Annotated in this window: 7 protein-coding genes; all 7 read right to left on the bottom strand. The window is 63.3% G+C overall.

The features are described from left to right. Positions 1 to 340 precede the first annotated feature (340 nt). Positions 341 to 730 (bottom strand): VOC family protein, encoded by a 390-nt coding sequence (locus H7B90_RS28270; protein ID WP_185139256.1) that lies wholly within the window; start codon positions 728 to 730, stop codon positions 341 to 343. A gap of 203 nt (positions 731 to 933) precedes the next feature. Continuing rightward, positions 934 to 2,373: a hypothetical protein gene (locus tag H7B90_RS28265; RefSeq protein WP_185139255.1), complete on the bottom strand. Its 1,440-nt coding sequence runs from the start codon at positions 2,371 to 2,373 to the stop codon at positions 934 to 936. 13 nt (positions 2,374 to 2,386) lie between these two features. After that, positions 2,387 to 5,149 (bottom strand): carboxypeptidase-like regulatory domain-containing protein, encoded by a 2,763-nt coding sequence (locus H7B90_RS28260; RefSeq protein ID WP_185139254.1) that lies wholly within the window; start codon positions 5,147 to 5,149, stop codon positions 2,387 to 2,389. 54 nt (positions 5,150 to 5,203) lie between these two features. Continuing rightward, the gene (locus tag H7B90_RS28255; protein WP_185139253.1) at positions 5,204 to 6,814 is read right to left on the bottom strand and encodes an extracellular solute-binding protein; all 1,611 of its coding nucleotides are present in this window, start codon (positions 6,812 to 6,814) and stop codon (positions 5,204 to 5,206) included. A gap of 122 nt (positions 6,815 to 6,936) precedes the next feature. Next, a complete protein-coding gene (locus tag H7B90_RS28250) occupies positions 6,937 to 7,815 on the bottom strand; it encodes a carbohydrate ABC transporter permease (protein ID WP_185139252.1) in 879 nt (292 codons plus the stop codon). Then, complete coding sequence (locus H7B90_RS28245; protein ID WP_185139251.1) at positions 7,815 to 8,729, bottom strand: ABC transporter permease; 915 nt, start codon at positions 8,727 to 8,729, stop codon at positions 7,815 to 7,817. The genes H7B90_RS28250 and H7B90_RS28245 overlap by 1 nt, the downstream gene beginning before the upstream one ends. 135 nt (positions 8,730 to 8,864) lie before the next feature. After that, entirely contained in the window at positions 8,865 to 11,147 is a 2,283-nt protein-coding gene (locus H7B90_RS28240) for a helix-turn-helix domain-containing protein (protein ID WP_185139250.1), read from the bottom strand. Positions 11,148 to 11,154: the final 7 nt, after the last annotated feature.

The following is an 11,154-nucleotide window of genomic DNA, read 5'->3' as shown; positions in this document are numbered from 1 at the left end:
GATGATTTTTTGTATGAAAAACCATACAAACCTTTCTTAAAAATGGCGCCTTGCTTGAACGTTGTATGAAAAATCGTACAAAAGCTCCTCTGCATGGATATTTTCGATGATGCTAAACGAAAAATCACACAAGTTTATCCGCCTATCTCCTGTCTGCGGCGGAACCTTCAGCGTCGGCGAATGGGCACGTCGGGGTCCGGCTATGACCCTCGGAGCTTCCTCCAGAAACGATCTATACCAAGATAGGAACCCTAAGCGGGGGCCGCGGATCCTGTATGTGAACGAGTCAACGGTAGAAATAAAAAGCAGCGAGGTTCTCCCTCGCCGCCCGCTTGGCCGTCTAGGCCGTGATCATCCAGGTGACCTGGTATTTGTCGACGAGCTCCCCGTAGAATATGCCGAACGGCTGCAGCTCTATCGGATGCTTCACCTTGCCCCCTTCGGACAGTTTATCGAACGCGGCGACGGCTTCTTCCTGCGTACCGAACTCCACGCTGAGCGCGATGTCTCCTCCCCGGGTGACGGGCTCGATCGCGTCGGCCATGAAGATATAATTTTCCCCCGGGATCGAGAAGCACATGTGCATGACTTTGTCCTTGAATTCGTTCTGCGCCCCCATCGCCTGTTCGTGCGTCGTCACGGATTCGATCCGCCCTCCGAGCGCTTGCGTGTAAAACTCGGCCTGCGCCCTCGCGTTCTCCGACAGAATATAAGGCTTCAGCTTCGCCATCCTCGGCACCTCTCCTCGATTATTTCATGGACACGGCTTAATCCTAGCATGCCTCGAATCTCTCGATTTCTTACGGATTGCTGAATTGAAAAAGCACATCCCAATACGAATAGAAATGCACCCTCCCCCCTTATCGTCAGAGTAAAGAAGGAGCCGGTCTCCGTAGAGGTTCGGCTCCTTCGACTTTGCCGAGGCCTTAGGCCTTACGGCAGTCTCTCCAATCTCAACACGATGCCGGTTCCAGCCGGAACGCGAACGTCCGCGATCCCCTCCGCACGATCGAACAGCGTCGTCCCCCCGCCGAGAGCCTCGCCCCGATACGGGCCGCCGTTCGGAAGCGCCGCCCGGACCGTCCGCTCCTCTCCGTACGGATTGTAGATCAGCCGATGCCTCGTTCCCTCCTCTTCGTCCCTGCCGAGGAAGTCCGTCGTATCCAAGTCCCATATCCAAATAAACGGGTCCTCCGTCCGGCTCATCATCGCGTCCCACCAGATCGTCATGGCGCCGCCGTAGACGGAGCGGTGGCCGAAGAAGTCTCCGGAGGCGTAAGGCGTCGGCCCTTCCGCCCGATGGATCAGGTTCTCGTACGGCACGTCCGGAGCGAAGTGCGGCGTGCTCTGCGACTCCTCCGGCATGCGGTCGGCGAGGAACCATTGGGCGTTGCTGGCCGCATGCAGCGCGTATTTGCCGACGGAACCGGCCAGCTCCGGCTCCTCCTTCAGCGCCGGCAGCAGGTAGGGCAGCAGGACGAGCGTCTCCAGGCTGTAGGCGATTCGACGCTCCGATTCGTCGAGATTGCCGAACCAGCCGCGCATCAGCCCGCTCACCTCCCTGTCGCCCCACTTGCCGACGTGAAGAGGCCCCTTCTCGTGGTCGAACGCATAGGAGACGGCCCTGCCTACATCGTATCGGCTTCCAAGCCGGTTCAGCCGGGCGGCGGCATGGCAGGCCATCGCCGTGTTCGGCATCTCGTACCACGGATTGTCGGGGAACGCCAGGTAGCGGTCCATCGCGATCCGGGCTTCGGTCAGGTAGCGGTCGTCTCCGAACATGTCATAGGCGAAAACCATCAGGTACGCGTACCCGCCCACCGAATCCGGCTGCCGAAATTCCTCCCGGAACGTAAACGGAACGTCATGGTCGAAGTCGAAGCCTTGATCGTTGAAGTCGTACCGGACCCGGTGAGCCAGCCGAATCAAGCCGTCCATGCTGTCGCGAAGCATCGGCACGAGCCCCGGCTCCTCGCCGGCCTTCCGCTTGACGATGCCGGCCGCCAGCGCGTTCACGAACATCAGGTACCAGTACTCCATCATCTCGGCCTTGGGCGCCCCCTTCGGCCGGTTGAAGAACATCCGATGGTCGGGGTGGTAGAAGTCCCTCAGCGACCCCATGTAAGGCGAGACGTCTTCCCCTTGGAAAATAGCCCCGAGCACGACGCCGCCCAGCGTTATGAGCTCTTCGCCGGTCCCGTCGTGAAACGCGGCAAAGTGCGAGTTCCCCTTGCCGTTCACGAACATCACCCGGTTCTCCGGGTTCAGAACGTACTGCTTGAACCGCCGGCCGATCCGGTTCCAGTCGGGTGGAACCGCCCGCGGCAGCTCCGGCATGGCGTCGATCGCCGCAAACCGAGTCGTGATGGCCATCTCGTTCACCTCGTTATCGTAAAATCCATGCCGTTCCTTCGCCGGAGGCCGTCGAAGCCGTCACCCGCAGCCCTTCGGGAGAGGCGCTCGCGGGAATCGAGAGACGCAGGTCGAACGTGCCGTCCTTCGCGCTGAACGCCGTGCCGGACGCGCCGCCGGCCCGGACCGCGACCTTCCGTCCGGCGACCGGTTCGCCCCGGCCGTCCGTCACCTTGCCTGTGACGGCGATCTTGGCCGATCCCTTCTCCCGCCCGGCTTCCGGCCATTCCGCCGTCACGGCGATCCGGTCGCGGGCCGCCGCCTCGGCGGGCGAGCCGACGAACAAGGCGCCGCTGACGCTGTCGCGGACGACGGCGGTCCGTCGGCCGTCCGGGGTGGCGACGACGATGCCGGTCTCGACCGGATAGAGGACGAGGGCGTCGAGACCGGCGGCCGCACCGCCCGCGTTCTTCAAGCGCAGCTCATGCTCTCCCGCGGCAAGGCGGACGGTGGCGATTCGCTTCACGGAGACGCGGCCGGCCGGTCCGGCAGGCGGCGAGGCGAGCGCCGGCTCCCCGTCGTCGAAGCCGACCGAGACGCTCGGCGATGCGGATGCAATCGGGGCCGAGGCTGAGGCCGGTGCGGTGCTAGCGACGGCCACCGAGCTGAGCATGACGTCGTACAGCCCCGAGTTCGGCACGCGGACGGCGAACGACTTCTCCTGTCCCGCCGGCATCTCGACGTAGCCGCCCCCGGAGACGTCCGGGTTGGCGTACCGCGCCTCCGGGACGGACATCTTGAACAGCTTGACGCCGGCCAGCGAGGCGTAGCCCTCATGCGGATTCGGATGGCTCGAGCCGACGCGGAACCGCACGACCAGCTTCGCCGTGCCGGCCGGAATCGGCGCCCGCGGCGTCGTCTTCACCGCGTTGTCGCCCGAATACCAGTCGCGCGGGTGATAGTTCATGTCGCGGGCGTCGGCCACGACCGTCTCGCGCCCGGCCGCGTCGACGGCGAGCACCTCCGCGCTCAGCGTCGTATCGAATTCCACGCGCGCGTCGAATTGCAGCTTCAGCGTCTCGCCGGCCTTCAGCCGCCCCGGCTCTCCGTCCGCCGGCAGCTCCGTCTCGATCGCGCCGCCGCCGAACAGCCGCAGGTTGTTGTAGCCGGAAGCCGCGACGAAGATCGCCTGCTCGCCCTCCCAGCCCGGATAAATCGCCGTGCCCGCTTCGACCTGCTTCGCGTCGGCGTAAATCTTGGCTTCGTCCGTGCCGGAGCCGGGGCTTTGCTTCCGCAGCGCTCGATCCGGGTCGTTCAGCCCGCCTCCCGGCAGCGCCATCTCGGCGTCCGGCGGCGCGGAGCCCCGGTACAGCTCCTCGAGCTCCACCGTCTGCGCCTTCACGGCTTCGACCGTCTTCGCCCGCAGATAAGCCCGCGCGTCGGCGTTCGCCTGAATCCGAAGCAGCGCGCGCAGCGCTTCGTCCACCGACTCGCCGCCGCTGTTGATGTTGACCTCCTTGTCGGTCAGCCCGTCGTAGGCGTACCCGTTCCGCTCGTCGAACATCGGAACGCCGAGGACGTTGTTGCCGGTCCACCACGAGCCCGCGATCCCGGCCAGCTTCGCGTACTTCTTGTCGCCGGTCACCTCGTACAGCGCCAGAAGATTGTCCACGTAGCTCGCCGTGCCGTAGTTGATCTGCGGATACGGCTTCTTGTTCGGATGCAGGTTCGCCGCCCGGCCCGAGAGGAGCAGATCGCTCAGGAAGCTGTCCGCGGCCATTCTCGCGGCATCGATCCAGGCCCGGTTCCCGGTCATCTGCCCCGCGTAGGCGAGCGCCCGCACCTGGATGCTGCCCCATTCCTCCCACAGGTCGGGGTTCGTCATGCCGACGCTGTGATGCATAATGCCGCCGTACGGAAAATCGCGGAAAGACGCGCCCCCGCGAGCCAGATAGATCCCCTCGCCAAGCTTGCGCACGGACTCTGCGATCGCCTTCTTCGCCGAAGCGTCGTTCACGGCGAGGGAGTGGGCCCGAAGCGCGCCGACCGCGATGGAGGACACCCAGACGTCGCCCTCGAGCAGCCACTTGGCCGCCTTCGCTCCGCTTGACGTGTCGTATTGCCCGTATAGAGGGTCCGTCTTCTCCTTCAGCCGCTTCAGGCACAGAGCCAGCCGGCCGTTCACCCGCTCCGCGAGCGCCCGGTCTTCCCGGCCGAGAAGCGGCAGCGCCGTGCCCATCGCCTCATAGGCGCGCACCGCCCACCAGCTGAAGCTCTTCTGCGAGGAGTGGCTATCCTTCACGCGGATCGTTCCGTCCTCGTCCCGGACGACGAAGTTGTCGAAGTCCCCGTCGTCGTGCTGCATCCACATGAGAAATTCGAGGCCCCGCTTGATCATGTCGTAGCTGTACGCGTCGCGGTAAGCCTTGTAATGCTCGGCATAGACGATGACCGCCCGGGCCGTGTCGTCCACCGCCGACAGCCCTTCCTGCGGATCGCCGACCCAGGCGTAGCCCTTGGACGGGTCGCTCCGGTCGATCGGCTCCGCGTACAGATGCGTCAGGAACATCGGAACGCCGTCGATCGTCACCTTCTCGTTCATGAAGTTGAAGTGCTTCAGGTTCAGATTCAAATTCGAATTCACGTCCGGATCCACATTCGAGTTCGCATCCACATTCGCGTTCGCTTCCACTTTCGCGTTCGCGTCCGTATCCGCCGTCGCGGCCGCCCGCACGGGCAGCGGCGCCGCGCCCAAGATCAAGCTGAATACGAGCAGGAGCCAAGCCGATTTTCTCATCGCGTCTTCTCCCCCTTCACAGGCCGTTCCCAAGCGGCGACCGGTCTTCGGGCTTCAAGGCTTCAAGGTCGCCTTGTACGCGTCCAATTGCTTCTGGTATTCGGCCAGCACCTTGTCGATGCCCGCGGCCTTCAGCTTGCCGAGCGCGGACTTGATGTTCTTGTCGTAATCGACGACGCCGCGGTAGATCGGCGAGACGTCGGAGGTGAAGACGGCCTGCACGTTCGCCATCTCGGCCTTGACGTTCGACGGGTCGAAGAAGAAGTCGGCCGCATAGAAGTTCTGCGCCTCCGTATCCGCCTTGTACAGCGCCTTGTTGGCGGACAGATAGTCGTCGTTCACGCGAATGAAGTTGAGGTTGCCGATCATCCAATCGTCCTGAATGTAGAGCGGCATGTTGGTGCCCGGATCCATGATCGACTCGAGCCCCTTCTCCCCGACCTTGTTGTACGTCTTGCCTTCGATGCCGTACATGAACAGGTCGTAGTTGTCCTGGCTCGCGTACAGCCAGTTCAGGAACTTCACGGCCTCCGCGGGATGCTTGCTGTTCGCCGCGACGACGTTAATGTTCTTCGCGTTGACCATCCGGTAATGGGGCTTATCCGGATTCAGGCGGATGAGCTCGAAGCCGGCGTCGGTCGCGTCCGGATACGTCTTCTTCACGTCGGACAGCTTGCCGGGAGTGCCGAGCATGAAGACGTACTTGCCGTACTTGATCTGGTCGTCGATCTGCTCCTGCTTGACGGTCAGCACGTCCGGGTTGATCAGCTTCTTCTGATAGGCCGTCCGGAACCAGGCGGCGTCCTGCTTGAACTCCTCCGTCTCGACCCAGTTCTTGACGACGCCGTCCGACGCGATGTACGCCACGTTGTCGCGAACGGTGAACGGATAGCTGTCATACGTCCGTTGGAAAATATCCGCCGGCCCCGCGGTGCCTCCCCGCAGCGGAATCGTCAGCTTCATGCCCAGCTTCGAGTTCACCTGCTCCATCGCTTCAAGCAGCTGGTCGCGGCTCTCGATCGGCGCCGTATAGCCGGCTTTGTCCAGCAGGTACTTGTTGATCGTGATGGAGCCGTCGATCGCCGATTCGTACCAGTACGCGGGAACGCCGTACACCTTGCCTTCCTTCGTGACGCCGCTCCAGACGGAATCGGGAATGACTTTCCGCAAGTTGGGGCCGTACTGCTCGATCTCCTTGGAGATGTCCTTCAGAGCGCCCCGTCCGGCGTAGTTGGCGAGGCCGACGAGGTCGTTCATCACATGGAACAGATCGAAGTCCTCGTTCGTGGACAGCTTCAGGTTGATCTTCTGCTCCCAGGCGCCCCAGTCGATGTATTCCTTCTCGATCCGAACGTTCACGCCGTCTTCAAGCAGCTTCTGGTTGACCGCTTCCCGGACGGCCGGCCATTCCTTCGGCTCCGTGCCCGGAATGACGTACTTGATCGCGACGACCTCCTGCTTGGCGCCGCCGTCCTCCGGGGATGGGGAAGCGCTTCCGGACGAAGCCGGAGAACCGGAGCCTGCGGGCGACTCCGACGCGCCGTTGCCATTTCCTTGGCCGTTCCCGTTCCCGCCGCCGTTGCCGTTGTCCTTGCCGCCGCTGCATCCGGCCAGCCCGAGCGCCAGAACCAACACCGTAGACGCGAAGATGGATGCCCGTCTCAACGTTAGACCCTCTCCTTCTGGGATGGAATGTATATGCGCACCTCTCGCGAGGGCGATACCGATCCTATGCCTTGCGGCTTGCGGCTTACGGCTTCTCGGCCGTTCGGCCTTCCTGCCGCTTCTCAGCCCTTCACGGCCCCGATCACGAGGCCTTTGGTGAAGTAGCGCTGCAAGTACGGATAGAGGAACACGATCGGACCGATCGTGATGATGACCGTCGCCATCTTGACCGACTCCGCCGGCAGCGTGTATTCGGTCCGCGCTCCGTTCGGCAGCATCTCGAGCATCTGAATATGGGATCGCAGTTGGAAAAGGATGTATTGCAGCGGGTACAGCTTCTTGTCGTCCACCAGCATGATCGCGTTGAACCAGTCGTTCCAGTACGCCAGCGCGTAGAATAGCGTAATCGTCGCCAGCACCGGCACGCACAGCGGCATGTAGATCCGGAACGCGATGCGCAGATCGTTCGCGCCGTCGATGTACGCCGATTCCCGCAGCTCGGCCGGCAGGCCCTCCATGAAGTTGCGGACGAGGAACAGGTTGAACGCATTGAACATCAGCATCGGCACAATCAGCGACAGCAGGTTGTTCGTCAGCCCGAGCTTCACGCACATCAGGTACCAAGGGACGAGGCCCCCGTTGAACAGCATCGTAATAAAGAAGTACAGGGACAGCACGTTCCGGTACTTCACCTTCGGGTTGGCCAGCGGGTACGCGGCCAGCGCCGTGATGAGGACGGCGAGCAAGGTGCCGGCCGCCGTCACGACGATCGAGACGAAGTAGCCGCGGAAGATGAGCGCGCTGTTGACGAAGATCGTCCGGTAGCCGTCGAGCGACCATCGCTCCGGCCACAGGCTGTAGCCGTGCGCGATAATGCTGTCTTCGTCGGACAGGGAGACGGCCAGCGTCAGCAGCATCGGCAGCAGGCAGATCAAGGCGAACAGAGCCAGCGCGACGTAGATGAACAGCGTTCCGATCGTGAATCGTCTTCCGGCCGGCATCAGTACAGCGCCCCTTCCTTAAACGTTCTGCGCGTCGTCCAGTTGGCCGCGAACACGAGCAGCAGCCCGACGACGGATTGGAACAGGCCGACCGCGGCGGCGTTGGACGGATCCCCGATCTGGCGGAGCGCGCGGTACACGTACGTGTCGATGACGTCGGTCGTCGGGTACAGCACGCCGTTGTCGCCGATGATCGCGTAGATCATGCCGAAGTCCCCGTAGAAAATTTTGCCGAGGTTCAGAAGCGTCAGGATCGCAACCGTAGGCGCCAGCAGCGGCAGCGTGATCCGAGTCATTTTCTGCCAACGGGTCGCTCCGTCGATGTCCGCCGATTCGTACAACGCCCCGTCGATGCCGGCGATGGCCGCCAGGTAGATGATCGACGACATGCCGGCGTCCTTCCACACCTTCATGCCGACGAGGATGGCGGGCCATGCGCCCGCGGTGGAATACCAGTTGACCGGCTCGGCTCCGAGCCAGTCCAGCGCCTGGTTGATGATGCCGTAGTCCGTCGTGAACAGGCTGTACATCATGTAGCTGACGATGATCCAGGACAGGAAGCTCGGGAAGATCATCGTCGTCTGGGCGAACCGGATGAACAGGCGGCTGCGGATCTCGTTGAACAGCAGCGCGAGCGCCACCGCGAACAACGTCACGAAGATCATGAACAGCAGGTTCAGGAGCAGCGTGTTGGAGACGACCCGGGCGGCATCGTTCGATTGGAAGAAAAAGCGGAAGTTCTCCAGCCCGATCCACTCGCTTCGGAACGGTCCCTTCTGATAGTTGAACCGCTGGAACGCGATCAGAAGATAAGGGTACGTCGCGTACGAGAAGAGGAACACGTAGACGACGGCGGGCAGGACGAGCAGATAGGAATACCGGTTCCTCGCCAGCTCTCGGAACAACTTGGACATGGCGGCCCTCCTTCGCTTCCGGATATGCGGATTCGGTGATTCGATCTTAACGGGAGGCTGCGGAGCCGTAAATTTCGAGTATCGGCTGCGCTTTCGCGAATCGGGTCGTATGCTTTCAAATCGGCGATCTCCCTGTCAAAAAGGCGCCTGCTCCCGGTATTTCGAAGGCGTGATGCCGTATTTCTTTTTGAACAGGGTGGTGAAGTAAGGGACGTTGTACACGCCGACCCGCTCGCCGATCTGCGCGACGGGGTCGTTCGTCTCGGCGAGCAGCTCCTTCGCCCGCTCCATCCGGACGTGCGTCACGTAGTCGTTGAAGCTCGTGCCGGTCATGCTCTTGAACAGCTTGCCGATGTAGCCGGACGAATAGCCCGCATGCTCGGCCGCCGCTTCGAGCGACAGCCCGTGCTCCGCGTAATGCTCCCGGACGAACCGCTGGACCTCCTCCACGAGCCTGGCGTTACGGGTGACGCCGAGGTTCTTGCGGTTGTCCTCCAGCATATCGACGACCGCGAAGCTTAAGAGCGTCAGCCGCTTCTCGACCTCGTCCAGCGTCTCGGCGTCCCGGACCTCGTCCGCCAGCCGGTACAGCCGCTCCTCGTCGACGTTCCACCCTTCCGCCATCGGCTCGAATTCGCGGACGATCGCGAGCGCCAGGAGCTGGATATGGCGGACGGCCTGGCCGTAGGAGCAGCCGGCCAGCGCCGACCGGAACGCCGCGACCTCCTGCCGGATCCCGGTCCGGCGGCACAGCCGGATCGCCTCCAGCAGCCGCTTCTCGACGGCCGACGGGTAGCGGACTTGCCGGCGATCCCGCTCCTCCGGCATCGTCCCGGCCGCCGCCGCGCAGCCGTGGCCGAGGAACAGCCGCGACGTCAGGTACTCCCTCGCCGACTGGTACGAGCCGGAGATCTCGCCGAGCGACGCCGCCGGATCCCCGATGCCGGCGGACAGGCTGAGCCGGTAATACCGCCGCACGGCGTCCTGCACTTCGCCGAGCGACAGGAGCAGCTGGCCGTCCGGCTTCTCCGCGTCGGAGACGAGAATAAGCGCGGTCTCGTCCTCTTCCGGGTGGGCGGCGGCGACCGTATACGACCGGCCCAGAATCTCCTGGGCGATATTGCGGACGGCGAAGCGGAACAGCCCCCGGTCGTACGCGCCGGTCGTCTCGCGGAACGTCTTGAAGCCGTCGATCTTGAGCAGGACGACCGTCAGCGAAGCGCCGGCCAGCCGCTTCTCCGCTTCCCGCTTCAGCTCCGCGGACGCTTCGAACTTGCTCGCGTTCCCTCGCAGCAGATGGACCAGGTAGCCGTCCAGCAGCGCGCTCCGCGTCCGCTCGAGGCTGGATCGCATCGTCCGGGCCTCTTCCATGGTGCCCGAGAACGCTTCGGAGAGCAGCTGGTACTCGTCCAGCCGGAGCAAGGACGGTTGTCCGGCTCCCGAAGCGGAATGGACCTTGTCCAGCAGAGCCCGGATCGGGTTGTAGATGGTGCCGCTGAGCAGCAGCGATCCGCCGGCTCCCGCCAGAGCGAGCAGCGCGGCGGCGAAGATCGTCCAGTCGCGCAATTCGTCGATGCCCGCGATCGTCTCCGCGTAAGGGCGGACGCTGACGAAGTACCAATCCAGCGCGGGCGACCTCACGTACGTGACCAGCTGCTTCTCGCCGTCGATCCGCTCGCGGAAGCTGCCTTCCGCGTTCGCGGCCGACAGGATGCGGCGAACGTAACCGGAGGCGGAGAGATCGTTCATGAACAACGCGGGATCCGAGTGCGACAGCACCGTTCCGGAGGCGTCCATGACGAAGGTGCGCGACGAGCCGCCGATTCTGCGCATCGTGCTGCGAATGTAGCTCTCGTCCAGATCGACGACGATCGCCGATTCGGGCGCGTTCTCGAAGGAGCGTTCGGGGATGATTTTGAAGGTCAGCATCCGATAAACGCCGCCTCCAAGCGATGCGACGGTCCGGGGGAAGAAGCCGACGGGGCTTGTCTCCTCCCGTCTCGCCATGCCGGGGTCCGGCGTCAGCCCTAGCGTGTCGATGTACGCTCCGGTCGTCAGGTTGTAGATGCCGAGATTCTGGATGAACGGGTAGATGCCCTGGATGCGGGCGAGGAACAGATTGGCCGCGTAAGCCACCGTCTTGTCGTCTTCCTTCGCGTAGAGGAACGACAGGATGACCGGATCGCTCAGCAGCTGTCCCGTGATCCGTTGCACCTGCTCGTATACGACGTCGGAGGTGTAGCCGACCTGCGTCAGCATCTGCCGGGACGAGCGGCCGGCCTCCTTCACCGCCCTATCGGAGAACATCGCGTACAGAACGACGGACAGCACCGAGATCGTCGCGACGGACAGCAGCAAATAAGACAGCACCAGCCGCCGATACACCCGGTACTGCCGAAGGCGTCTTAGGAACGTCATGGGGATC

It is taken from the genome of Cohnella xylanilytica, from assembly GCF_014212175.1.
In the GTDB taxonomy this organism is placed as follows: domain Bacteria; phylum Bacillota; class Bacilli; order Paenibacillales; family Paenibacillaceae; genus Cohnella; species Cohnella xylanilytica.
The sequence above is the reverse complement of the archived record's forward strand: the minus strand, read 5'-3'. Positions and strand labels throughout refer to the sequence as shown.

Coding starts and splice junctions, on each gene's coding strand:
- H7B90_RS28270 (WP_185139256.1), bottom strand. CDS start 730: ATGGCGAAGCTGAAGCCTTATATTCTGTCGGAGAACGCGAGGGCGCAG.
- H7B90_RS28265 (WP_185139255.1), bottom strand. CDS start 2,373: ATGGCCATCACGACTCGGTTTGCGGCGATCGACGCCATGCCGGAGCTG.
- H7B90_RS28260 (WP_185139254.1), bottom strand. CDS start 5,149: ATGAGAAAATCGGCTTGGCTCCTGCTCGTATTCAGCTTGATCTTGGGC.
- H7B90_RS28250 (WP_185139252.1), bottom strand. CDS start 7,815: ATGCCGGCCGGAAGACGATTCACGATCGGAACGCTGTTCATCTACGTC.
- H7B90_RS28245 (WP_185139251.1), bottom strand. CDS start 8,729: ATGTCCAAGTTGTTCCGAGAGCTGGCGAGGAACCGGTATTCCTATCTG.
- H7B90_RS28240 (WP_185139250.1), bottom strand. CDS start 11,147: ATGACGTTCCTAAGACGCCTTCGGCAGTACCGGGTGTATCGGCGGCTG.